This window comes from Streptomyces brevispora (genome assembly GCF_007829885.1).
Taxonomy (GTDB): Bacteria; Actinomycetota; Actinomycetes; order Streptomycetales; family Streptomycetaceae; genus Streptomyces; species Streptomyces brevispora.
In genome coordinates, this window is the sequence record NZ_VIWW01000001.1 from 4403792 (window position 1) to 4426898 (window position 23107).

Below are 23107 nucleotides of genomic sequence, written 5' to 3' on the forward strand. Positions count from 1 at the left end.
CCTGTGGCCCTGTTCGCCTGGACGCTCCTCCTTGTGCTCGTGCGCGACGACGTGGCGAAGGTTCCCCAGATCGCCGCGCGGGGCACCTTCTCGATCAAGCTGATGAATTTCGTCCCGCTCATCCTGTGCATCCCGACGATGTACTGCATGAGCCGGCGCCTCATCGCCACCGAAACCACAGCGGCGCGAGCGGTCGCTGTCGTTGACCGGCTGGCTCTCCTGCTTCTGGGGGTGAGCGTGGCGGGACTGGGGTTTGCACTCGGGGAGTTCCTGGACATGCCGACAGCGATGGCGGGCGGACGAAACACCGTCATGGTGCTGGGCCTCGCTCTCCTCGTACACAGCTGGTACGGCCCGATCGCCGGTGGCGCGGCGGCGACCATGTTCGTGATGGTCAGCATTGTCACCGGCCTGGCGGGAGACCAGAGGCCGTACCCGTGGGCGGTTCTCCTGATGGAGTCCACCAGCGTCGTGGCGGCAGTCGTGGCGGCGGTCAGTTTCACTGCCGGTCTGATCACGATGTCGTACCGCCGACAGATACCGGGTTGACATGTACCTTGGGCTGAAGCCCGAGGATTCTGGCCGTCCCCTACCCGCTGCTGTGCGAGGAAGAGCCCAAGGCCGGGGACCACAAGGTGGAGCTCTCCGAAAGGTTCGTTGACACGGCGGCGGACGGGGTCCGCGAGTACGTCGTCGCACCTCCGCTGCGCGCCGAGTTCGACAAGGCCCCCTGTCCCTGGTCAAGAGCGCCGTCACCAAGAAACGCTCGTACGCCGCGTACTTGCACGGCTCGTTCGGCGCCGGTAAAGGCCACTTCCTGACCGTGCTGCACGCCGTCCTGAACAGCGGCCCGGAGACCCGGGAGAAGGAGCGGCTGGGCCGGCTGGAACCACCGCGACCGGGCCGAGGCCCTCGTCGACCTCCTCCGCTCCCGCACGGAGGCGGACGGCTGGGCCCTGGACGACCCCCGTTCCGTACCGCTGTCTGCGGCCTGCGGCCTGCGGCCTGCGGCCTGCGGCCTGCGGCCTGCGCGAGATCCTTCCCTGGGTGCACCACACAGCCCAATGACTGCGGCGCTGAGGGCGCACGCGTAGACCAGCGCTGTCTGGAACAGGGCCACAACCTGGTAGAGGTTCAGGCCGTGGCCCCGGCTATGAGGTTGGGCTACCGCCATCCGTCCAGGGAGACCTCGGGCCCTTCCGCCAAGTAGCTGCGTAGTGCGCTGCGGGTCGTCTCCACGAAGTTCTCGGGGATGGCGTCGGCGTCGGTCCATCGGACCTGGGAGTGCTTGCGAGGCTCGCGGTTCTCAGGTTCGCCGGTCCATTCGTGGGCGGCGAAAACGACGGTGAGGAAACCGCTTGGGGCTTCGACGCCCCAGGCGCCGTGGATGACGTGGGCGATCTTCAAGGACTCCGGCTTCACCGTGAGGCCGGTCTCCTCGTAGAGCTCTCGTACGGCGGTCTCGGTGATGGGCTCGCCCGGCTCGCTCTTCCCGGCCGGGAGGTCCCACATCCCCTGGGCGAACTTGGCGTTCTCGCTGCGCTGGAGGAGGACGACGCGGTTGGTGGTCTTGTCGTGGACGATGACCGCGGCGACCAGCAGGGTCATGGATTCGAGCGCCGGCTTCAGGGCCTTCGGCTGGTCGTCGGTCTGCTGGGGCACGGGAATTCCTCTCGTCGGATGGGCCATTGGGCATGTTAGGCGAGGGCTTCACGGGCGCGGCGGGCGAGATCGGCGGCGCCGGGTACCCCGCGTCGCTGGTAGACCGCGAGGGTGGAGCGGATCGAGGTGATCGCCTTGCGGGTGCGGTCGGAGGTCATGCCCTCCATGAGGATCAGCGCCTGCGTCCAGGCGGCGACGGCCTCATCGGCGCGGTCCTGAGCGGCGAGGCTGTCGCCGAGGTCGGCGTGGGTGAGCGCGTGGACGCGCTTGTACTTTTCCGGGTCCCAGCGGGTGAGAGCATCCCGGTGCTGCTGCTCGGTACCGACGTGGTCGGCGAGGTCGGTCAGCGTGCGTGCGGTGTGACTGGCCACCGTGCCCGTGGCGGGGCCGCTCACACGGGAGTAGCTGGGCTGTCGGCCGTCCTCCCGCAGGAGGGCGTCCTCGGCGGCAAGCAGGGCACGTGCGGCCGACGGGTTCTCATCGGTCGCGGCGTAGGCACGGGCGTGAGTGATGTGAAGGAGGGCTTCGGTCTGGCCGTCGACGCGGTCGAGACCGCGCCGCAAGGCGGCTTCGACGAGCTCGACGCAGTGGTGGGGCTGTTTGAGACTGAGGGCCTGGTGGGCAAGGGCGCGCATCATCCAGGCGGCATGCCCGTGCGGGTCGGCTTCGCAGGCGAGCTGGTAGCCGACCTGGTAGTACCGCTGGGCGGCACCCTCCTGGCAGAGGTCGTGGTGTTTCCACCCGGCCAGGTAGGCGAGTTCGGAGACGGCTCCGAAGGCGGCCCGCCGTAACGGTCTCGGGGGAAGTTGAGCTTCGGGCGTGCTGGCCTGGCGGCTCGGCTGGTGGGTGACGAGTGAGGCGTTCGCGAGATGGGTCTCGGCGTAGGCATCGCGCGGCCGCGCGGCCCTTCCCATGTCACGGCCCGACGGGGGCGATCATCATGTCCGCCGAGGCCGTAAAGCGGTGGACAGCTCTCTGGTGCTGGGCGAGCATCTCCGCGATGAATAACGAACTTCTCTCCGCCCCCAAACGCGTCCGCTTCGTCGAGCTCAGCGTCAAGGCGCTGCGGGCGCTTGCCGACGGTGACCTGGCTGGCGGCAGCGCCGAGGCCGGGGTCGCCCTTGACGAATACTTCGTGTCTGACCGGGCCCGCGGGATCTTCGGCTATCGAGCCGACCAGCTCACCGGGGACCCGTCTGTCGCGCCCTGGATCGTGCGGGCCGCGGTGTCCGAGCCGGATGGGGCCGTCGTCGGCGACGCCGGGTTCCACGGGCCGCCGGACGGGGCTGGCATGGTCGAGGTCGGCTACAGCGTCGTGCCCGGGTACCGCCGCCAGGGCTATGCCCGCGCGATGCTGGCGGCGTTGCTTGTCAGGGCCGCCGCCGAATCCGGTGTCAGGACCGTGCGGGCCACTATCAGATCCGACAACAACGCTTCCCTGGCCACCATCGCGGGCTTCGGTTTCACGCGCGTCGGTGAGCTAGGGAACGAGCGCGACGGGCTCGAGATCGTCTTCGAGGTCCCGGCAGACGCGATTCAAGCCGAGTAGCACGGCGGATATGGTGATCGTCCCGGTCGGGCCGTGACATGAGAAGGGCCGCACGGGTTGGGTGAGTTGTGAAGCTGACCTGGGCCCGTGCGGCCTGTTCTCATGGACGACCTCGGCACCCCCGTACGGGACGCAGACGACCTCGACGGTGTCGCCGCCGCCGTGATGCTCCATGCCGCCCGCCCTGCGGGTGGTCTGCCCCTCCTCGACGGGGCGGGCCTCGCGGCCCTGCCCGGCCGAGCCCTCAATCACCTCCAGCGGCTACGGAAAGCCGACCGCTGGACGGACTGCGACGACATCGAGACCGCACTGGGGAAGATCTCCGCCGCGGCCGAGGCCCGCGTCCAGGGTGCGACGCTCGACCCGTTCGGCTGGGTCCACTCCGAGTTCCACCCCACGAGCGTCCACATCGGGGAGAACGGCTGGCACCTCCTCGACTTCGCACGCGCCTTCACCGGACCCGGCCTGATCGACCTCGCCTCCTACCACGGCACCACCGACGTACCGAGCCCCTTCCGCATGCGGGTGTTCCTGGAGCAGTACGTCACCGCAGGCGGTCATGAAGACGCCCTCGCCGCCCGGGGCGGCCTCGCCGCAGAGGCATGGGCCCTGGGCTGGCACCGCATGTGGGCCGTGGAGTGGTTCATGGAGCAGGCCATCCGCTGGATCAACGACCCGGCCAAGGATCCCGCGTACATCCCCGTCGTCCGCCGCCACCTGGGCGACGTGGTCCAACTCCTGGAGGTCTAGGTCCGTACTTCGCAGGCCGTTCGTACAGGTCTGTAGTTGGCCAGTCTGAGCGTCCCCGTTGGACAGCACTTTCGCGTCTCAGCGCCGGGGATGGCCCCGCCGGTAGAGTCGCTCCGAGGAGAGCGCTGATCTGGGGGACTCATGACGGCAGCGGATGCACCGCCCATCGTCTTGGTACACGGGACGCGGTTCAGCGCGGGACAGTGGAGCCCGCAGCTCACCGCACTTCAAGAGGACTTCCCGGTAGCCGCCGTTGACCTACCAGGCCACGGCGCCCGCTCTGCTCAACCATGGAGCCTGAACGCGGCGACGGAGATCATCGCTTCCGCGGTGGACTCGCTCGACCGCGGGCCGGCTCTGGTCGTCGGGCACTCGCTCGGCGGATACGCCTCACTGGAGTTCGCGCGGCGCTGCCCGGAGCAGCTGCGCGGGCTGGTCCTTGCGGGGGCCAGCGCCTCAACTTGTGGCCCGTGGGCAACGCCGTATCGGTGGGTCGCCGGGCTCGTCCCTCGCATGCCGGCGGATCGGTTGGCCCGGTGGAACGACCGGTTGCTGCGCCGGCTCTATCCTCCCGGGGTGGTGGAGGCGACCATCCGCTCTGGCTACGCCTTCCACACTCTGCCGGCCGCATGGGGCGAGGTGCTGGGCCGCTTCGACGCGGGTGCGATGCGTCATGTGGCGGCTCCCGTGCTCATCCTGAACGGCGAGAAGGACACCGTCTTCCGGTCCGGCGAGATGGACTTCGTCCGCGCGCATCCGCACGCCCGCGTCGAGTTGATCCCGCGGGCAGGACATCTCGCGAACTTTGACGATCCAGATGCTTTCACCGAAGCCGTCCGCCGCTTCGCCCGGCATCTACCTGTTCGCAGCTGAGTGCGCCAGAGTCAGGTCCACCAGGGCTGCCCGAGCGCAGTGGGACCGCGAACGCGCAGGCTGGCCACATCGCGTGCTCACTGGCCAACGGTGGTGTTCAGGTTTCTGGCCAGCGGGGGTGTGTGGGTTCCAGGCCGAGGAGGTCGAGGAGGTGGAGCTGGATGCCTCGGGTGATGGCGATGACGGGTGGGTCGGTGGCGCTGCCGACCCGTAGCCGCAGGTCGGACAGGTGGTAGAGGATCATCCGGCCGGTGGGCCGCACTTTCTGGCTGCCCGGATACAGCCCCTGCATCTTCTGCTCGCCTCCCAGTGTTCTGCGGACCTGGCGTTCGATGAGGCAGAACAGCAGCAGGGCCAGGCAGATCACGGTGATCAGTGCGGCGACGCGTTTGTTGTCCTGTACGAAGATGGGGGTGACGGCCAGCGGGCCCTTGAAGTCGCCGTATCGGCGCTCGACCGTGCCCTGGCCTTTGTGGCGGCGTAGTACATCGCTGGGATCGGTCTGTTCGGGGGTGAGGGTGGTCAGCAGCGCGTACCAGCCGTCGACGGCGGCCTCGGCCTGGAGCACGTCCTGGTCGAAGTGCCAGGACAGGGCGGGCCGTCCGGTTTCGTCCGTGGTGATCTGGGTGCACAGGCAGCCGGAGACCCGGCGGGTGCGGGTGATCACGCCGAGGCGTGCGGCGATCTCCTCGGCGGTGTTGTAGTAGCGGCCGCCGGTCGAGTGCTGGAGCTTGTCGAGGTCCTCGCGGGCCTTGGCCAGGCGTTTCTCGCGGGCCCGCTGCTGGCCTTTGGCGTTGCCGGTGGAGTGCACCAGGATCCGGCGTACCTCGAGCGGGGGATCGTTCTTGTGGGGCCCGGTCAGCAGGTGGATGTCTTCCAGGACCCGGTAGGTCTCGCGTTCTGCGGCGGGGGTGTCCTCGTAGCGGGCCGGGGTGTAGTCCACGACGGTGGCCGCATCGAGGTCGAGGGCGGCGTAGATGGCGTCGTCGACCTTGGAAGCGGGGGCCGGGGCGATGAAATCGGTCCCGGCCTTGATCAGGGCAGCCACGTTGCCGTAGGAGATCAGCTTGGAGTCGGCGATCAGCAAGAACTCCTTCGGTCCGGCCATCGCGCGCAGAGCGTTCATGGTGCCGGTGATCTGGGAGATCTCCGCGGCTCCGCCGTCGATGACGCGGGACAGCAGCGGGATGCCGCCGTCGCCGGTCACCGCCAGGCCGGTCTGCTCTACAGCGAAGGCAACGTGGCGGGCCGCGTGGCCCTGGAGCGCGGGGTCAGAGGGTGGAGCACGACCGAGCTGGCCGAGCGGGTGACCAGAGCGGGCGTGAAGATGAACCAGACGGCTGTGTGGCGCATCGAGAACGGCTCACCGCGCCGCCGGATCAACCTCGACGAGGCGCTCGCCTATACCAGCGTTGGGCGCTCGCTCACTGGCAGCGATCCGCCGCAACGACATACAGGTGCTCTTCAAGCACCTGTCCGACCAGCTCGGCCCCGGCAGCGTCCGGAACGTTCACGACGTCCTCGTGCGCATCATGACGGCGGCCGTGGACGACAAGGTCATCGCCTCCAGTCCGTGCCGCCGGATCACCCTTCCGGTCATGCCGGACGAGGAGGTCACCCCGCCCACCGTCGCCCAGGTCGAGGCGATGGCCCGCATGATGCCGCCGTACATCCGCGCGACTGTCGTCACGCTCGCCGGATCAGGCTTGCGCATAAGGGAGTTGCTCGGCCTGAAGGTGTCGGACGTCGACTTCAAGGCCGGCAGCATCCGCGTGGAGCGACAGCGGTTGCAGTCGGGGAAGATCGGTCCGCCGACGACCGCGAAGTCCCGGCGGACGGTTCCGGTCGGGGAGGTCGTCACCGACGCGCTCCTGGGGCATCACGCCGCGCGCCCCTCCACGGAGTGGCTGTTCACGATGGAGGAGGGGGAGCCGCTCAACTACCGACGGTGGAAGACCGAGTGGAACTGCACCCGCAGGGCGCTCCAGGCGGAGGAGAACGAGGCGGCCGGGCGAGCGGGGCGCAAGCCCGTCGCGCTGCCGCACCTGGTGACCCACGACCGGCGGCACTTCTACGCCTCCGCGCTCATCGGCGGCGGGGCGAGCGTCAAGCAGGTCCAGCTGGTCCTCGGCCATGCGTCCGCCGTCATCACGCTGCGGATCTACGCGCACCTGTGGCCGGGCGAAGAAAACCGCACCCGGTCCGTGATGGACGCCGTGCTCGGCGGCCTGCGGACCGGGTGCGGACCGGTAGGGAGTCTGACCAGCGAAACCGCAGGTCAGACGGCCTAGCCAGAGATCAAGCCTTCTTGGTCTCCCAGAAGATCTTGTCGATCTCGGCGATCAGGTCGAGCGCCTTCTGGCCCGTGGCCGGGTCCGTGGAGGCCTTCGCGGCCGACAGCGCCTTGAGGGCGTCGTTGACCAGCTGGTGCAGCTCCGGGTACTTCTCGAAGTGCGGGGGCTTGAAATAGTCGCTCCAGAGCACCGAGACGTGGTGCTTGGCGAGCTCGGCGCGCTGCTCCTTGATGACCACAGCGCGGGCCCGGAAGTGCGGGTCCTCGTTGGCCTGGTACTTCTCCTGGACGGCCTTGACGGACTCCGCCTCGATGCGGGCCTGGGCCGGGTCGTACACGCCGCAGGGGAGGTCGCAGTGGGCGCTGACCTTCACCTTGGGGGCAAACAGGCGGGAAAGCATTGAGCTGTCCTTCCTCGTGATCGTCTTCTCAGGTGGGACATTACTCCGTGAGAGGCGCGAAATAGTGGGTGCCCCCATGGGCTTAGGCCAAAAGTCCAGGGTGAGGATGGGACCAGTGGCCGAATGTACGGTGCGCCGTCGTGGACGGTGCGCGGGACGGACGGGGAGGTGCCGGAGAGATGCGGGAGGTGCCGGAGGTGCCGGAGCTGACCGATGAACAGCCCGGACGGGGGCTGGCGGCGCGGGTGCCGTTCCAGGTGGTGGAGGTGACGGGGCCCTCGATGGTGCCCACGCTCCACCACGGGGACTGGCTGCTCGTGCAGTACGGGGCACCGGTGCGCCCCGGTGACGTGGTGATTCTGAGACATCCGTTCCAGCAGGACCTGCTGGTGGTCAAACGGGCCGTGGAGCGGCGGACCGGTGGCTGGTGGGTGCTCGGCGACAACAGGTTCGCGGGCGGCGACAGCACGGACTACGGGACCGTGCCCGAGGAGCTCGTGCTGGCCAGGGTCCGGGCCCGCTACCGGCCGCTGACGAAAGGTCAGCGCTCGCTGCGCGGTGTGGCGGGCTGGGCGGTCTCCGCGTTGCGGCCGGTCTCGGCGGCGCGCTCCGTCTCCAGGCGCTTTCGGGCCCGGTAGGCGGCGACGTTGGCGCGGGTCGCGCAGCGGTCCGAGCAGTAGCGGCGGGAACGGTTGGTCGAGGTGTCGAGGTAGGCGTTGCGGCACGGTGCCGCCTCGCACAGGCCGAGCCGGTCCACGCCGTACGAGGTGAGGTGGAAGGCGAGGCCCATCGCCGCCGTCGCGGCGTAGCCCGCCGTGGCGTTGGACGGGTGGTCGGCCAGGTGCATGTGCCAGTCCGGCTTTCCGTCCGCGTCCCGGATGTCGTGCCCGGAGACCTGCGGGCTGACCGGGAACTCCAGCAGCAGCGAGTTGAGCAGGTCCACGGCCAGCGTCTCGTCCCCGCCGTCGGCCGCCTCGAAGACCGAGCGGAGCCGTGCCCGGACGGACCGGAAGCGGGTCACATCCGCGTCGGTCGCCCGGCGGGCGGCCTGCCGGTTGACACCGAAGAGCTCGCGCACCGCGTCGACCGAGGTGAGGGCGTCCTTGTTGCGGGCCGGCTCCTCGGTGTTGACCAGGCGCACGGCGTAGTCCGAGTAATAGGCCAGTTCCACTTGTAGTCCTTACGCCGTCGGTCTAAGGTCGGTGGGGCGATGATGTAATGGTCTTCTATGGGTTCAGGGTATTACATGGGAGGGTTTCGGGTGACTGGGACAGCACGGGACACCGACTGGCAGGCCTGGCAGGAGAGCTGGGACCGGCAGCAGGAGTGGTACTTGCCCGACCGCGAGGAGCGCTTCCGCGTGATGCTCGACATGGTCGAGGCCTTCGCGGGCCCCGAACCGCGGGTGCTCGACCTCGCGTGCGGTACGGGAAGTATTACGGACCGGCTGCTCCGGCGGTTCCCGAAAGCCACCAGTACCGGAGTCGATCTCGACCCCGCACTCCTCGCCATCGCCCGCGGCTCCTTCGCCGGCGACGAGCGCGTCACCTTCGTCACCGCGGACCTCAAGGACCCGGGATGGGCGGACCGGCTGCCCCATGACTCGTACGACGCGGTCCTCACCGCCACTGCCCTGCACTGGCTGCACAGCGAACCGCTCGCCGCGCTCTACGGGCAGCTCGGCGGCCTCGTCCGGGACGGTGGGGTGTTCATGAACGCCGACCACATGCCCGATACGGACACCCCCCGGATCAACGCCGCCGAACGCGCCCGCCGGCACGCGGTCATGGACGGGGCCAGGGCCGGGGGCGCCCTGGACTGGGCGGACTGGTGGGCGCTGGCCGCGAAGGACCCGGTGCTCGCCGGGCCGACCGCCGAGCGGTTCAGGATCTACGGCGAGCACGCGGACGGCGACACGCCGTCCGTGCGGTGGCACGCGGACACGCTGCGCGCGGCCGGCTTCGGCGAGGCGCGGGCCGTCTGGTCCTCGCCCTCGGACAGCCTGGTGCTCGCGGTGAAGTAGGCGAAGCGGGCGGAGCGGGTGAAGACGCACGAGAGGGCGGTACGGACTCGGTGAGTCCGTACCGCCCTCCCTCGTGCAGGCTCACCGCACCTAAAGGACCTTGGAAAGGAACGACTTCGTCCGGTCGTGCTGCGGGTTGGTCAGCACGTCGCGCGGGTGGCCCGACTCGACCACCACGCCGTCGTCCATGAAGACCAGCGCGTCGCCGACCTCGCGGGCGAAGCCCATCTCATGGGTCACGACGATCATCGTCATGCCGTCCTCGGCGAGACCGCGCATGACGTCCAGGACATCACCCACCAACTCCGGGTCGAGCGCCGATGTGGGCTCGTCGAAGAGCATCAGCTTCGGCTCCATGGCCAGCGCACGGGCGATGGCCACCCGCTGCTGCTGTCCGCCGGAGAGCTGCGAGGGGTAGCTGTTCGCCTTGTCGGACAGGCCGACCCGGTCCAGCAGCTGGGTCGCCCGTGCGCGGGCGACGGCCTTGGACTCGCGCTTGACCTGGACCGGAGCCTCCATGACGTTCTCGATCGCCGTCATGTGGGGGAACAGGTTGAAGCGCTGGAAGACCATGCCGATGTCCCGGCGCTTCAGCGCGACTTCGCTGTCCTTGAGCTCGTAGAGCTTGTCGCCCTTCTGGCGGTAGCCCACCAGTTCGCCGTCGACGGACAGCCGGCCGGCGCTGATCTGCTCCAGGTGGTTGATGCACCGCAGGAAGGTCGACTTGCCGGAACCGGACGGGCCGATCAGACAGAAGACCTCGCGCGGGGCGACCTCCAGGTCGATGCCCTTGAGGATGTGCGCGGCGCCGAAGGACTTGTGGACGCCCTCGGCCTTCACCATGGCGGTCATGCCATGCCTCCCTTCGGGCGGCCCAGCGACAGCAGATTGGCTCTGACCTTCTGCATCGGGGTGGGCGGCAGACTGCGGCTGGAGCCGCGGGCGTAGTACCGCTCCAGGTAGTACTGCCCGACGCTCAGCACCGAGGTCATGATCAGGTACCAGGCCGCGGCGAGGAAGTACATCTCCACCGGGGACCCGGAGGCCTGCCCGATGTCCTGGGCGTATTTGAAGAGTTCGTAGAACTGCACGGCGGCCACCAGGGAGGTGGTCTTGAGCATGTTGATGACCTCGTTGCCCGTGGGCGGCACGATCACCCGCATGGCCTGCGGGATCACGACGCGTCGCAGGGTCTTGCCGTGGCTCATGCCCAGCGCGTGCGAGGCCTCCGTCTGGCCCTCGTCGACCGAGAGCAGACCGGCGCGGCAGATCTCCGCCATGTACGCGGCCTCGTTGAGGCCCAGGCCCAGCAGCGCCGTCAGCAGCGGCGTCATGAAGCTGGACCAGTAGTCCTTGTAGATCGGCCCGAGGTTGATGTACTGGAAGACCAGGCCCAGGTTGAACCAGACGAACAACTGGACCAGGACCGGTGTACCGCGGAAGAACCAGATGTAGGACCACGCGATCGACGAGGTCACCGGGTTCTTCGACAGGCGCATGACGGCCAGCAGGATGCCGCCGACCACGCCGATCACCATCGACAGGGAGGTCAGCAGCAGGGTCTGGCCGACTCCCGTGATGATCCGGTCGTCGAAGAAGTAGTCCGGGACGGCACCCCAGTTGATCTTGCCCTGGCTGAAGGCGTAGATGATCGCGACGAGTGCGGCGATGGCGACGACCGCCGCGACGTACCGGCCGTAGTGCCGGACCGGGATGGCCTTGATCGCCTCCGGTCCGGCCGTCGGGACGGGTGGTGCGGGTGGCTGGTCGGCCGGGCCCGGCTTGTCGGTGTCAATCACGGCTGATGCCTCTCAGTGCCGGGGTCCGGTCACGATCCGCCGTTCAGCTTGGCCTCGGTGACCGCTCCGGCCTCCACGCCCCACTTGGCGATGATCTTCTGGTACTCGCCGCTCTTGATGATTTCGTCCATGGCCGCCTTGACGGCCTGGGTGAGCTTGTCGTTGCCCTTGGCGACGGCGATGCCGTACGGGGCCGCCTCGACCTGCTCGCCGACGATCTGGAAGTCCTTGCCGCCGCCCGAGGTCTTCACCGCGTACGCGGCGACCGGGAAGTCGGAGGAACCGGCGTCGGCCCCGCCGGAACGCAGCCGGGTCTGGGCCTCCAGGTCGTTGTCGTACGGCTCGATGGCGATCTTCTTGCCGCCCGTGCACTTCTTGGACTCGGCCTTGGCCAGGTCGTGCGAGACGGTGTTGCGCTGGACGGCGATCTTCTTGCCGCAGAGGTCGGACCAGGTCTTGATCCCCCGGTCGTCCCCCTTCTTGGTGTAGATCGAGACCCCGGCGGTGAAGTAGTCGATGAAGTCGACCCCCTCGCCGACCTTCTTCTTGGTCTCGGGGTCGATACCTTCCTGGCGGTCCTTGGTGTCGGTCATCGCCGACATGGCCAGGTCGTAGCGCTTGGAGCGCAGCCCCGTGACCAGCGTGTCGAACGTGCCGTTCTCGAACTGGAACTCCACGCCCAGCACCTTGCCCAGCGCCGCGGCGATGTCGGGGTCGATGCCGACCGTCGTGCCGGACTTGTCCTTGAACTCGACCGGCGGGTACGCGATGTCCGAGCCGACCTTGATGACGCCCTTGGACTTGATCTCCGGGGGGAGCAGATCGGCGGGGGAGGAGGAGGCGCCGGCCGTGGTCTTCGCCGTGTCCGAGCCGCTCTTGGTCTGGTCGCCACAGGCGGTCAGCAGCATGGTGCCGGCGACCGCGATGGCGCCGACCGCTGCAATCCGGGACTTCGCGGTCGTACGACGAGTCGTGCTTGCGGTCATGTTCGGTTCCTCCGGCAGATGAGGGTGTTGCCAGGCGGTTTGACACACGGCGTCGAGTGTCGCCGCCGTGTGCGATTACGGCATCTTGCCATTTGGACCAGCGCATTCAGGGGCCGGTCATGTCAAAATCGGGTAACGGGCGATCCCCGATCCTCACGAGGCCGGTACACCAAGGCCGGACCTTCTGTGGGGTTTCTTTACTGCAGCCGCAGGATCTGCGGCGCGTCTCGACCGGTGGACACTCATTCTTCGCGTGGCGGACTTGTCCAGATATTGGGCTATGAGTCGCGTCACCGAGCGGGTATGGACTCGTCCATGACCCGGTCCGTCCGGTATGAAAGACGTCTACACCCCTCATCCGGGGACCAGGGCGCGTGTGCGGCGCGCCCGCGCGTACGTACATCCCCCCTGCCGGGGCGGGCCAATCGCCCAGCGCAGGGGACGTACGCGGTGCCCGCCCACCCCTCCTCAACCAGGAGTGGCCACCCTCAAACGATGAAGACTTAAGGGGTCAACACCATGGCAGCGGAGATCGTCAATCCTCGCAGCGACAGCAGCACAGACAGCACGGACAGCGCGACCGACGAGCCGTTCGATCCGGCCTTCGCCCTCCACCGCGGCGGGAAGATGGCCGTGCAGGCCACCGTCCCGATCCGGGACAAGGACGACCTGTCCCTCGCGTACACGCCCGGCGTGGCGAAGGTGTGCAGCGCGATCGCCGAGAATCCCGAGCTCGTCCACGACTACACCTGGAAGTCCCAGGTCGTCGCCGTCGTGACGGACGGCACCGCGGTGCTGGGGCTCGGCGACATCGGGCCCGAGGCCTCCCTCCCCGTGATGGAGGGCAAGGCGATCCTGTTCAAGCAGTTCGGCGGCGTCGACGCGGTGCCGATCGCGCTCGCGACCACCGACGCCGACGAGATCGTGGAGACCGTCGTCAGGCTCGCCCCGTCCTTCGGCGGTGTGAACCTGGAGGACATCTCGGCGCCGCGCTGCTTCGAGATCGAGCGCAAGCTCCAGGAGCGGCTCGACATCCCCGTCTTCCACGACGACCAGCACGGCACCGCCGTGGTCACGCTCGCCGCCCTGCGCAATGCCGCGAAGCTGTCCGGGCGCGACCTCGGTGAGCTGCGCGCCGTCATCTCGGGCGCGGGTGCGGCCGGGGTCGCCATCGCCAAGTTCCTGCTGGCGGCCGGTCTCGGCGATGTCGCAGTCGCCGACCGCAAGGGCATCGTCAGCCGGGACCGCGAGGACCTGACGGAGGTCAAGCGGGAGCTGGCCGAGCTCACCAACAAGGCCGGTATCTCCGGGCCGCTGGACAGTGCGCTGGCCGGTGCGGACGTCTTCATCGGCGTCTCCGGCGGTACGGTCCCGGAGCCGGCCGTCGCCTCGATGGCACCCGGCGCGTTCGTCTTCGCCATGGCGAACCCGAACCCCGAGGTGCACCCCGACATCGCGCACAAGTACGCGGCCGTCGTGGCGACCGGGCGGTCGGACTACCCGAACCAGATCAACAACGTGCTGGCGTTCCCGGGCATCTTCGCGGGCGCGCTCCAGGTGCGGGCGTCGCGGATCACCGAGGGCATGAAGATCGCCGCGGCCAACGCGCTGGCGGACGTGGTGGGCGACGAGCTGGCCGCGGACTACGTGATCCCGTCGCCGTTCGACGAGCGGGTCGCCCCCGCGGTCACCGCGGCCGTCGCGGCGGCGGCGCGGGCGGAGGGCGTGGCGCGGCGCTGAGCGCATTGAGGCGGGGGTCCGGGGGTGCCGTCCCCGGACCCCCGCTTCTCGGCCGCCGGAGGGGGCTCACCTTTCGGGCGGCCCGTCACACGCGGTGCGTGTCACACCCGCGGCCGGTTACACCGGACCGCCGCCCGGCCTATCGTCGGCCCCATGTTCGCCGCCTACGCATCCCGCCTCGACCGTGACCACCCACTCAACGGCCTTGAGCTGGGCGAACGCCCGGCTCCCGGCGCACGTCCCGGATGGACCACCGTCAACGTCCGGGCCGCCTCCCTCAACCACCACGACCTCTGGTCGCTCCGCGGCGTCGGCCTCGCGGAGGACAAGCTGCCGATGATCCTCGGCTGCGACGCCGCCGGGACCGACCAGGACGGCAACGAGGTCGTCCTGCACTCCGTCATCGGCCAGACCGGGCACGGGGTCGGCCCGGACGAGCCCCGCTCCATCCTCACCGAGCGCCATCAGGGCACCTTCGCCGAGCAGGTCACCGTCCCCAGCTGGAACGTGCTGCCCAAGCCGAAGGAGCTCACCTTCGAGCAGGCGGCCTGTCTGCCCACCGCCTGGCTGACCGCGTACCGCATGCTCTTCACCAACGCCGGGGTACGCCCCGGCGACTCCGTGCTCGTCCAGGGCGCAGGCGGCGGGGTCGCGACCGCCGCGATCGTGCTCGGCCGGGCCGCCGGACTGCGGATCTACGCCACCAGCCGCGACGAGTCCCGGAGGAAGCGAGCCGTCGAACTCGGTGCCGTCGAGGCGTACGAGCCCGGCGCACGGCTGCCCCACCGGGTCGACGCCGTCATCGAGACGGTCGGCGCCGCCACCTGGTCACACTCCGTCAAGTCCCTGCGTCCCGGCGGCACACTGGTCATCTCCGGCGCCACCAGCGGCGACCGTCCCTCGCACGCCGAGCTGACCCGGATCTTCTTCCTGGAGCTGAGGATCGTCGGCTCGACCATGGGGTCCAAGGACGAACTGGAGGATCTGCTGGCGTTCTGCGCGACCACCGGTGTGCGTCCCGTCATCGACGAGGTACTGCCGCTGGACCGGGCCCGTGAGGGGTTCGAACGGCTCGCTTCGGGAGACCAGTTCGGGAAGATCGTGCTGACCGTCAACCAAGGTTGACACGTACGGCGTGTCAACGTACGTTGACGTCATGACCGAAGCGACGGATCTCGCCGCTCGCGCCGGCGACCACGACCCCCGGGTGGGGCTGCGGTCGGTCGCCGCGCTGCGAAGGCTGCTGGAGCAACTCGAAGCCGTGCAAGTCACGAGCGCCCGTGCTCAGGGCTGGTCGTGGCAGGAGATCGCGGCCGAACTGGGTGTCAGCCGGCAGGCCGTGCACAAGAAGTACGGGAGGCATTGATGTTCGAGCGATTCACCAAGGGCGCCCGCGCCACCGTGACCGGTGCCGTCACCCATGCCGAACGGGCCGGTTCCGGTCCCGTCACCGAGGAGCATCTGCTGCTCGCGCTGCTGGACCAGGAGGGCAGCCGGGCGTCGTTCGCCGTCGCGGCGCTCGGCCTCGTGGACCGCAGGGCATCGGTGGCGGCCGCGCTGGCCGATGCGCGCAGACGTGGCGGCATGACCAGGGCCGACGTCGACGCACTCGCCGGCATCGGCATCGACCTCACCGCGATCGTCGACCGCATCGAGGAGGCGCACGGCGAGGGCGCCCTGGGTGGCGAACGCAAGGGCCGGCGCCGATGGTCGGGCCACCGCACGTTCACCCGGGAGGCCAAGGCGATCCTGGAGAAGTCGCTGCGGATCGCGCTGGGCCGGGGCGACCGGTTCATCGGCGAGGAGCACGTACTGCTGGCTCTCACCGCCAACCCCGGCGTCGTCGCCGACGTCCTCGCCGAGCACGGCGCGACGTACGAAACGGTCAGCCGCGCGCTGTACGGGGACGGCGGTGCTCAGCGGGACCGGAGGGCGGGCTGAGGACCTCACGCCGCGGCGCCGCGGCCAATCACCGGTGAGGCCGTGAGGCCGTGAGGGACCGCGCGGCAGCGGAACCGGCGGGTTGGGAGACAGCAGGGAGCCCGGGGTGTGCACCCCGGGCTCCCTGCCGTTTCCTGCTTCGGCTCCTGGGCTCCCTGCCGCTGCCTACTCCGGCTCCTGGTCGTCCTTCCGCAGCAGCGCCCCGATGCGGGCCGCCGCCGTCGACAGATGCCCGCGGGCCTGCGACAACTGGTCCGCCGTGACGCCCCGGTCCCGGGCCGCGTCGCGGATGTCGTCGCGGAAGCGGTCGAGCAGACGGTCCAGATCGCGTGCCGGGTCGCCCGTACTGCCCGCGTCCTTGCCCCAGTCGGGGTCGGAGTCGGTGCCGGCGGGTTCCGGCTTGACGTACGGGGGCCGGCCGCCGGTACGGGCGAAGCCGCCCAGCTGTCCGGTGATCTCCGCCAGCCCCTCCCGTACGCCCGCGGGCCAGTCGCCGCGGGCGAAGTGCTCCTGGACCTGACGGGCGGCGTTCTGCATCTGCTCGCGCGCCCGGTCCTGGGCCTCCTTGGCCTGGCGCCGGGCCTGCTGGGCGTCCTCACGGGCGCGGCGCGACTCGTCCTTCGCCCGCCGGGCCTGCTCCTTCCACTCCTGCTTGGCCTTGCGCAGCTCCTCCTTCGCGGTGCGCCACGTCTCGCTGTCGCCGAAGTCACCGAGGTCGCCGAGGTCACCGAAGCCGCCGAAGGGGGACTCCTTGCCTCCCGCGGTGTCCTTCTTGTCGCTTGCCCCGGCGCCGGAGCGGGTGCTGCCGTGGCGGGACTCGTCCGCCGCGGCGCGCATCTCGCTGCGCAGCTTGCCGGCGGCCCCGCGGACGTCGTCGCGGATCTCGGCGGCCAGTTCGGAGACCGACTCCCTGATCTCCAGCTCCAGATCGGCGAGCTCTCCGGTGCGGCCGGCGAGCTCGGCACGGCCGGCGTCGGTGATCGAGTAGACCTTGCGGCCGCCCTCGGTGGCATGGGTGACCAGGCCCTCGGCCTCCAGCTTGGCCAGCCGCGGATAGACCGTGCCGGCCGAGGGCGCGTACCGCCCCTCGAAGCGTTCCTCCAGCAGCCGGATCACCTCGTAGCCGTGGCGGGGGGCCTCGTCGAGCAGCTTCAGCAGGTAGAGGCGCAGACGGCCATGGGCGAATACGGGGGGCATGTCAGAGCACCTTTCCGGTCGGCTCGGCGTCGTGCGGATCGTCCTCGGCCGGGGGGCGGCGGAGCAGGGCGATCGATCCGGAGACCGTCGTCGCCCTCAGTGTCCCGGTACCGGCGCCGAGCGTGCCGGTGATCCGCTTCGCGCCCCACTGGCCGTTGACCCGCAGGTCCTCGAAGCCGTTGGAGACGGCGCCGCTCGCGGTGTTCGCCTCCACCTTCGCGTCCGCCGGGTGCGGCAGCCGGATGGCGACCTCGCCGGAGACGGTGGTGAGCCGGATGTCGGTGGGCTTCCCGGTCGGGTCCAGGTCGAGCACCATGTTGCCGCTGACCGATTCGGCCCGCACGGAGGCACCGGCGCCCTCGACGACCGTCAGATCGCCCGAGACCGAATGGAAGCGCAGATCGCCGGTGACGGCCTGGGCCTCCAGGCTGCCGGACACGGTCTCCGCGCCGACCGGGCCGGCGAGTCCGACGAGGGTGGTGTCGCCGGTGACACCGCGCACCTCCGTACGGCCGCGGACTCCGGAGACGAAGGCTCCGGCGCCGACCACGCCGACCTCCACGGCCGAGCCGGCCGGGACCGCGAGGGAGACGGACGCGCTGCGGTGCCAGCCCTTGCGGTCGAACCACTTGAGGAGGCCCTGCCAGGCCAGGTCCTCGTAGGCGACGGTGAGGACGCCGTCCTTCTGGGTCACGATCAGCGGCGGTCCCTCGATGCCGGTGACCTCCAGCCTGGCGGTCGGTTCGTCGGTGCCGACGACATTGACCGTGCCGTTGACGATGCGCACGTTCAGCGCCGTCACGGGTTCGTCGAAGGTCAGCTTCTGAGGCTCGGCGATGGCCCACGTCGACACAGGCATGGATCTGACCTCCTGGGGGAGCGCGGATGACGCAACATATCGCGTCTCTTGCAGAACACGATATATCGCGGATTGGGGAAGTCAAGACAGATCGCGACGGAGGGTGGGGTCGGTTTGATGGGTCAAATCGCATCAAACAGTGATGATTTGTCCTACGGTGTGGTGCATGAACGCGACATCACCCGTGGGGGCACTGCTGCTGTGCCGGGCCGAACCCGAAACCGTGCGGCCGGTCGCGCACCTGCTGCGCGAGCGGATGCTGCTCGCGCCCGCCGGAGACGGGTGGAGCGTCCTCGTACCCGGGGGAAAACCCTGGCGGGACCGGCCGGGCCGGCAGTCGGGGGAGGTGACCGACCCCGTCGACCGGGTGCTGGGCGGCTGGGCCACCGCGCTCGCGGTCGGCTCCACCTGGCCGGTCCTCGCGCTCTGGTGGGACGGCGACCGGGCCGGATACACCCTGGCCGCGGGGTTCCGCCGCCCGGTCGGCTACGTCTGGCTCGCCGACGGGACCCCGGCGGGGGAGGACGAGGCGATGCGTACGTTCGCCGAGCGGCTCGGCCTCGATCCCGTACTGGACGTCCAGGCACTCGAGGCCCTTACCCGCCCCGACCCGGAGGCGGACGCCCGTGCCCGGCTGCGCGGACTGCTCGCCGTCCTCACCCGCGTCGGGCTGACGCTCCCGGCCGGCCTGGACCCCGGCGAGTCCTCCGCCGCGCTGGCCGCCGCAGCCGCTACGGGGCCGGCGGTCGAACGCATCGCGTGGGCCGGTTGGCGCGACGCGGTCAGGGTCGAACTCGAAGCGGTCGAGAACAGCCGTATCGGCCCCTGGCTGCGCGGTCCCAGGGCCCGCGCACTGGCGGGCGTCCAGCTGGCCGCGGGGCTCCCGCTCGCACTCTGGGGAGTTGGCCGGCACAGCGGTGGCTGGGTCTTCGCCGGGGCGCTGCTGATGGTGCACGGCGCGCTCGGCCTCGCGTACGACCGGATCCGTGACGACGGCCCGGGCGGGCGAGCGACGGGCCGGTCCGAGGGGTCCTCCTGACGGGTCCGCCTGACAGGTCCGCCTGACGGGCCCGTCTGACGGACCGGCGAGGGGCGGGCGGTGACCAGTGCCGCGTCAGGGGGCGCCTTCGCCTCAGCCGACCGCACCAGCCACCGTTGCTGAGCGCCAGGTACGGGCCCGGCTCCCTCAACTCCGAGACAGCTTGAGCCAGTTCGGCCGACGCCCGGCCGCCGGGCGGAATTCCGAGGGCCACGGCCTGTCTCACCCCTTCCGCCCGGCTGGAGGCGAAGGGACCCGCCGCGTCCGCCTCGCGATCGACCGGGCCCAAGGTGGCCCGGCGGGCGTAGTAGGCATCGGCCCGCCCTGCCGTGACCGCGCCCAGCCGGCCGAGCGCGCGGGCGAAGGCGGTCAGCCGCTTCGCGTGAGCCACCGCACCGTCGCGGACGAGCAGGCCGTCCAGGACGACACGGGGTGCGAGATCCTCCAGTACGAGCAGCCCGGCGGCCAGGTCGCAGGTGATCACGCGGGGCGCGAGGCGTGTTCCGAGGTCCTCCCCGAGGAACCGCAGCGCGGCACACTCGGCGGGCAACCGCCAGGGGTCGCAGCGGGCAGTGCGGCCCGCGGCGGGACGCACCCACTTGGCGATCGCGGTCCGCGGTACTCCGGCACCCTCCAGGCGGAACCGGGCCACCGCCCATGGCTCCAGCTGCTGCCAGTCGCCGACGGCGACGGGTGCCTCGCAGTGCTCAATCAGAACCTTCTGAACGGCCAGGGCCCGGGAAGGCATCGGGGTCGCAGGCACTCGCCCAGCCTACGACGCACGCTGGTGTGGGTCCGCAGGCCTTCCGGCGCCGGCTTCTGGTGCCGCATCAACCGGCATCCACGCCGTTCCGCCGCCCGGCGGGCTGATCTGTCCGGCAGACCGATCCGCCCGGCAGGCCGATCCGGCCGGTCTGAAGACGGGGCAGGGCGAACACTGCCCGACGCGGCACTACTCGTCCTCGTCCTCGTCGTCGTCCAGCCGGGCCAGCCAGGTGGCGAGGCGCTCGACCGGCACCTCGAAGTCAGGATTCAGATCGACGAACGTACGCAGCTGCTCGGCGAGCCACTCGAAAGTGACCTCTTCCTCGCCTCGCCGCTTCTCCAGCTCCTCGATACCGCGGTCGGTGAAGTACATGACGGCAAGTTTAATGCCTGGTGAAAGCCCACAGCGGCCGTGGGGCCCGGCCCGTATCCGGTCCCGTGTCCGGTCCCTGTCCGGTCCGCACCGGCCGTGCGGACGGCCCGCGAACCGACCCGTCACGCCCCCGCGTCATGGTCCATGTGCCTCGCATCGGTCGACTACGGCCGTTAGCCTGCGGGTAGTTGGGGAACGGGGGGTTTCATGGGCGACAGTGTGGCCCGTATTACGCGCATTGAGATGCCGGACGGCACGCCGGTCTGGGCCCGGATCTCGGGAGCCGAGGAGCTGGACCTTCCGGCGCCCGGTGCCGGTCCGACGTACACGGACACCGGGTTCGGGGACATCGCCGACCAGGTGCAGGCCCGGGTCGAGAGCCTGCAGGGCGTGGTGACCAGTGTCGCGCGCTCGCTCGCCGTGCCGCTGCGCGCCGTGCGGCCGGACGAGGTCAGTGTCGAGTTCGGGATCGAGCTCACCGCCAAGGCGGGCAGGATCGTCGGACTTCTCGCCGATGGCGAGGCCAAGGGGGCGATCAAGGTCACGCTCACCTGGAACGGCGGCGGACCACCCGTCGATCCGCCCCCGCCCCCGCAGGCGTCCGTGCCCGTACCCGCTCAGGCCCCGGCGCCGCCGGCGTTCCTGCCACCGGTTCCGTTCGCGCCCCCCGGAGTGCCGCCCACCGCACCGGCGCCCGCGCCCCCCGGCCCGCCCGCCGGTGCATCCCCCGGCGCCCCGGCGCACCCGGACGGGGCGGACGGCACCGACGGCGGCGCGGCATGACCTCGGAGGCCGACGGGGGCGCAGAGGGGGTTCTGGGACAGCCGCAGGCTGCACTCATGGACCTCGTGCATGACGCCACCGTGCGCATCCATCGCCCGGGGTCCGGGTATGCCCATGACGGACCGGGCGGGGACTTCCTGGGGAGCGGCTTCTTCATCGCCCCGAGCTGGATCCTGACGTGTGCGCACGTGGCGATGCGGGGGGAGGGGGGCGTGGTGAACGTGTGGTTCAAGGAGGACCGCTACAGCACCGAACTGAGCGAGGTGCCGGGCAAGGTGGTCGCCGCGATGCCCGGCGCCCGTCCGCAGGGGGCCGCCGCCTGGCCGGCCCCCGACCTCGCGCTCATCAAGCTCCAGCGCCCCGTCGAGCACACCTGTGTGTACGTCACCGAGCGCTCGGAGGCCATGCTCCGCAGCCGCGAGATCCACTGCGTGGGCTGGGCGCCCTCGCAGGGCGGGGGGCTGCTGAAGCGCAGCGGCGTCTGTGCGGTGAAGGGGGCCTACGGCGCGTCGGACGACGCCGAACAGGTCGTCCGGCTCGACGGCGACTGGCTGGAGCCGGGCATGTCCGGCGGCCCCGTGGTGGATCTCGCCCGGGGGGAGGTGGTCGGGGTGATCAAGTCGCGGCTCGACAACCACCAGGGCGGCACGGCCGTGGGGATCGAGCGGCTGCGCACCCTGAAGGTGCCGTCCACGCCCGTCGAGGCCGAGGCCGACGACACCTACCAGTCCGTCTTCCACGCCCATGACCGCTACCACGCGGACCGGCACAACAGCCCGGCCAGCACCGAACGGACCTGGGCCGACGCGCAGAGCGAGCTGTCGGCCCCGCCCGGCGGTGTCCTCGGCCCCAAGCGGCGGGCGGACCTGCTGGGGCGGCTCGCCGAGTTCCCGCCCCCGGTCAGCACCCGCAGCCTGCTCGCCCTCCTCGACTCCCTGCCCGGTGTCCACTCCCGCGACCACCGCCCCGCCCCGCGCGGCTGGCGGGACGGTCTGGGGGCGCTGTACGACACCCGCCCCCGTGACCGGGACGCCCCGCTCGAACTGGTCCTGCGCTACTGCATGGGCGTGCTCGCCGCCGACCGGCCCTTCGGCACGCCGTCCACCAGGACGGCGGCCGGATCGCTGTGGGAGTGGGTGAAGCGGATATCCGAGGAGGAACTGTCCCGGGACTTCCGCCAGCAGCTCGCCATGGACTGGGCGGCCGTCCGGCTGCGTCTGGAGGAGAGCCGCGGCCGGGCCCGCGCACCGCTGAGCAACCCCGTCCGGTACGGCGAACGCGGCTACGTCGTGCTGGAACTGGAGCCCCAGGGCTGGGTCCGGGACCGCTACGACTGGCGGATCGGTGTCGCCCGCCACACCGGAGAGATGCTGCCCGTCGACGAGGACAGCCAGGGCTCCGCGCTCGACACCCTGCCGGACCGGCTGGCCGCCGCGCTGACCGAGGCGTTCCGGCAGTGCGACGAACCGGGCAGCCCCGCCCTGCTCCAAGTCGCCGTCGCCCCGGCGCTGTTCGGGCTCGAGGTCGACCGCTGGGAGCTCCCCTCGGACGGGCAGCCGCTCGGAGTCGTACGCCCGGTGGTCCTGCGCAGCTCTTACCACGGGCCGGCCGACGAGCGTCTGGCGCGCTGGAACGCCATGCCGGACGCCGGGATGTGGGCCGAAGTCGTCGACTGCGACAACGAACTGCGGGTACGAGTACCGGAGGTCGCGCACCTGCGCACGCTGCCCCACGAAAGCGTGCCCGTGCTCTGCCGCTACGGCAGCCGCCCGGACCCCGAGATCACGGCCGGGGTGGTGCGGGTGCTCGACACCGGTTTCGGAGTGGCCCTGCTGCAACGAAGGCCGACGGAGACCGACACGGTCTGCAAGGAATTCCACCGACGTGCGGCCGAGGCCGTCTCCGATGCCCACGCCCGTGACGGACTGCCGCTGAAAGTGCATGAGTTGAGGAAAGGAGTGCGTGCGGAACGTACGGAGACGTACTGGTCCGACGGGGTCGCCCTCTACTGGGACGATCCGCACCACCCGCTGCCCGGTTCGGACGAGTTCCTGGAGGCGCCGTGACGGCCCGA

At 70.3% G+C, this 23107-nt stretch carries 22 protein-coding genes and 4 pseudogenes; 15 read left to right on the forward strand and 11 right to left on the reverse strand.

Translation table 11 applies throughout. The features are described 5' to 3' along the window. Positions 1-3: 3 nt before the first annotated feature. The gene (locus FHX80_RS20595) at positions 4-549 is read left to right on the forward strand and encodes a hypothetical protein (protein ID WP_123461596.1); all 546 of its coding nucleotides are present in this window, start codon (positions 4-6) and stop codon (positions 547-549) included. Positions 550-1164: 615 nt separating this feature from the next. On the opposite strand, the gene FHX80_RS20600 is transcribed toward FHX80_RS20595, so the two are convergent. Together FHX80_RS20600 and FHX80_RS20605 are read right to left on the reverse strand one after the other, a co-directional pair. Continuing rightward, on the reverse strand, positions 1165-1662 hold the full coding sequence (locus FHX80_RS20600; protein WP_208764693.1) for an NUDIX domain-containing protein: 498 nt from the start codon (positions 1660-1662) through the stop codon (positions 1165-1167). A gap of 35 nt (positions 1663-1697) precedes the next feature. Further along, positions 1698-2459: pseudogene (locus tag FHX80_RS20605) on the reverse strand (NsdA family TPR-like regulatory protein); the annotation flags it as partial. Between the two features lie 203 nt (positions 2460-2662). Between FHX80_RS20605 and FHX80_RS20610 the strand changes: the two are divergent. The 3 genes and pseudogenes from FHX80_RS20610 to FHX80_RS20620 all read left to right on the forward strand — a co-directional run bounded on the left by FHX80_RS20610 (position 2663) and on the right by FHX80_RS20620 (position 4834). After that, entirely contained in the window at positions 2663-3211 is a 549-nt protein-coding gene (locus tag FHX80_RS20610) for a GNAT family N-acetyltransferase (protein ID WP_145765545.1), read from the forward strand. A gap of 96 nt (positions 3212-3307) precedes the next feature. Continuing rightward, positions 3308-3961 (forward strand): annotated as a pseudogene (locus FHX80_RS20615) (aminoglycoside phosphotransferase family protein); the annotation flags it as partial. A gap of 141 nt (positions 3962-4102) precedes the next feature. Further along, on the forward strand, positions 4103-4834 hold the full coding sequence (locus FHX80_RS20620) for an alpha/beta fold hydrolase (protein ID WP_145765546.1): 732 nt from the start codon (positions 4103-4105) through the stop codon (positions 4832-4834). A gap of 97 nt (positions 4835-4931) precedes the next feature. On the opposite strand, the gene FHX80_RS35815 is transcribed toward FHX80_RS20620, so the two are convergent. Then, complete coding sequence (locus tag FHX80_RS35815) at positions 4932-6041, reverse strand: IS1634 family transposase (RefSeq protein WP_244318350.1); 1110 nt, start codon at positions 6039-6041, stop codon at positions 4932-4934. 12 nt (positions 6042-6053) lie between these two features. Here FHX80_RS35815 and FHX80_RS35820 point away from each other — a divergent pair. Together FHX80_RS35820 and FHX80_RS20635 are read left to right on the forward strand one after the other, a co-directional pair. Next, a pseudogene (locus FHX80_RS35820) lies at positions 6054-6248 on the forward strand (XRE family transcriptional regulator); the annotation flags it as partial. Further along, positions 6238-7125: pseudogene (locus FHX80_RS20635) on the forward strand (tyrosine-type recombinase/integrase); the annotation flags it as partial. The pseudogenes FHX80_RS35820 and FHX80_RS20635, both read left to right, overlap by 11 nt. Positions 7126-7132: 7 nt before the next feature. On the opposite strand, the gene sodN reads toward FHX80_RS20635, so the two are convergent. Continuing rightward, positions 7133-7528: a superoxide dismutase, Ni gene (gene sodN, locus FHX80_RS20640; RefSeq protein ID WP_145765547.1), complete on the reverse strand. Its 396-nt coding sequence runs from the start codon at positions 7526-7528 to the stop codon at positions 7133-7135. Between the two features lie 179 nt (positions 7529-7707). Here sodN and sodX point away from each other — a divergent pair, with 179 nt between their 5' ends. Beyond that, positions 7708-8166, forward strand: a complete 459-nt coding sequence (gene sodX / locus FHX80_RS20645) for a nickel-type superoxide dismutase maturation protease (RefSeq protein ID WP_145765548.1) — start codon at positions 7708-7710, stop codon at positions 8164-8166. On the opposite strand, the gene FHX80_RS20650 is transcribed toward sodX, so the two are convergent. After that, positions 8070-8699 (reverse strand): CGNR zinc finger domain-containing protein, encoded by a 630-nt coding sequence (locus FHX80_RS20650; protein ID WP_145765549.1) that lies wholly within the window; start codon positions 8697-8699, stop codon positions 8070-8072. The two genes, sodX and FHX80_RS20650, sit on opposite strands and share 97 nt — an antisense overlap. 75 nt (positions 8700-8774) lie before the next feature. On the opposite strand from FHX80_RS20650, the gene FHX80_RS20655 reads away from it, so the two are divergent. Further along, positions 8775-9551 carry a class I SAM-dependent methyltransferase gene (locus tag FHX80_RS20655; protein ID WP_145765550.1) on the forward strand — a complete coding sequence of 259 codons (777 nt, stop codon included), beginning with the start codon at positions 8775-8777 and terminating at the stop codon, positions 9549-9551. A 90-nt stretch (positions 9552-9641) separates the two neighbouring features. Here FHX80_RS20655 and FHX80_RS20660 read toward each other — a convergent pair whose 3' ends face one another. The 3 genes from FHX80_RS20660 to FHX80_RS20670 are packed head-to-tail and all read right to left on the reverse strand — an operon-like array spanning position 9642 to position 12336. Beyond that, a complete protein-coding gene (locus tag FHX80_RS20660) occupies positions 9642-10403 on the reverse strand; it encodes an amino acid ABC transporter ATP-binding protein (RefSeq protein ID WP_145765551.1) in 762 nt (253 codons plus the stop codon). After that, complete coding sequence (locus tag FHX80_RS20665; RefSeq protein WP_145765552.1) at positions 10400-11350, reverse strand: amino acid ABC transporter permease; 951 nt, start codon at positions 11348-11350, stop codon at positions 10400-10402. The genes FHX80_RS20660 and FHX80_RS20665 overlap by 4 nt, the downstream gene beginning before the upstream one ends. A gap of 29 nt (positions 11351-11379) precedes the next feature. Next, a complete protein-coding gene (locus tag FHX80_RS20670; protein WP_145765553.1) occupies positions 11380-12336 on the reverse strand; it encodes an ABC transporter substrate-binding protein in 957 nt (318 codons plus the stop codon). Positions 12337-12855: 519 nt separating this feature from the next. Between FHX80_RS20670 and FHX80_RS20675 the strand changes: the two genes are divergently transcribed. The 4 genes from FHX80_RS20675 (at position 12856) to FHX80_RS20690 (ending at position 16017) form a co-directional block, all read left to right on the forward strand. Beyond that, on the forward strand, positions 12856-14076 hold the full coding sequence (locus FHX80_RS20675; protein ID WP_145765554.1) for an NAD(P)-dependent malic enzyme: 1221 nt from the start codon (positions 12856-12858) through the stop codon (positions 14074-14076). A gap of 153 nt (positions 14077-14229) precedes the next feature. Further along, positions 14230-15201: a zinc-binding dehydrogenase gene (locus tag FHX80_RS20680; protein WP_145765555.1), complete on the forward strand. Its 972-nt coding sequence runs from the start codon at positions 14230-14232 to the stop codon at positions 15199-15201. A gap of 31 nt (positions 15202-15232) precedes the next feature. Beyond that, positions 15233-15442 (forward strand): helix-turn-helix domain-containing protein, encoded by a 210-nt coding sequence (locus tag FHX80_RS20685; RefSeq protein WP_145765556.1) that lies wholly within the window; start codon positions 15233-15235, stop codon positions 15440-15442. Beyond that, complete coding sequence (locus tag FHX80_RS20690) at positions 15442-16017, forward strand: Clp protease N-terminal domain-containing protein (RefSeq protein WP_145765557.1); 576 nt, start codon at positions 15442-15444, stop codon at positions 16015-16017. Before FHX80_RS20685 ends, FHX80_RS20690 begins: the two co-directional genes overlap by 1 nt. Positions 16018-16182: 165 nt before the next feature. Here FHX80_RS20690 and FHX80_RS20695 read toward each other — a convergent pair whose 3' ends face one another. Next, complete coding sequence (locus tag FHX80_RS20695; protein WP_145765558.1) at positions 16183-17214, reverse strand: PadR family transcriptional regulator; 1032 nt, start codon at positions 17212-17214, stop codon at positions 16183-16185. Position 17215: 1 nt separating this feature from the next. Then, the gene (locus FHX80_RS20700) at positions 17216-18073 is read right to left on the reverse strand and encodes a DUF4097 family beta strand repeat-containing protein (RefSeq protein WP_145765559.1); all 858 of its coding nucleotides are present in this window, start codon (positions 18071-18073) and stop codon (positions 17216-17218) included. Positions 18074-18239: 166 nt separating this feature from the next. Between FHX80_RS20700 and FHX80_RS20705 the strand changes: the two genes are divergently transcribed. Beyond that, entirely contained in the window at positions 18240-19112 is an 873-nt protein-coding gene (locus FHX80_RS20705; protein WP_145765560.1) for a hypothetical protein, read from the forward strand. 952 nt (positions 19113-20064) lie between these two features. On the opposite strand, the gene FHX80_RS20710 is transcribed toward FHX80_RS20705, so the two are convergent. Beyond that, the gene (locus tag FHX80_RS20710) at positions 20065-20250 is read right to left on the reverse strand and encodes a DUF6104 family protein (RefSeq protein WP_018102711.1); all 186 of its coding nucleotides are present in this window, start codon (positions 20248-20250) and stop codon (positions 20065-20067) included. 207 nt (positions 20251-20457) lie between these two features. Here FHX80_RS20710 and FHX80_RS20715 point away from each other — a divergent pair, with 207 nt between their 5' ends. Further along, positions 20458-21033: a CU044_2847 family protein gene (locus FHX80_RS20715; protein ID WP_145765561.1), complete on the forward strand. Its 576-nt coding sequence runs from the start codon at positions 20458-20460 to the stop codon at positions 21031-21033. Positions 21034-21089: 56 nt separating this feature from the next. Continuing rightward, positions 21090-23099: a VMAP-C domain-containing protein gene (locus tag FHX80_RS20720; protein WP_145765562.1), complete on the forward strand. Its 2010-nt coding sequence runs from the start codon at positions 21090-21092 to the stop codon at positions 23097-23099. Positions 23100-23107: the final 8 nt, after the last annotated feature.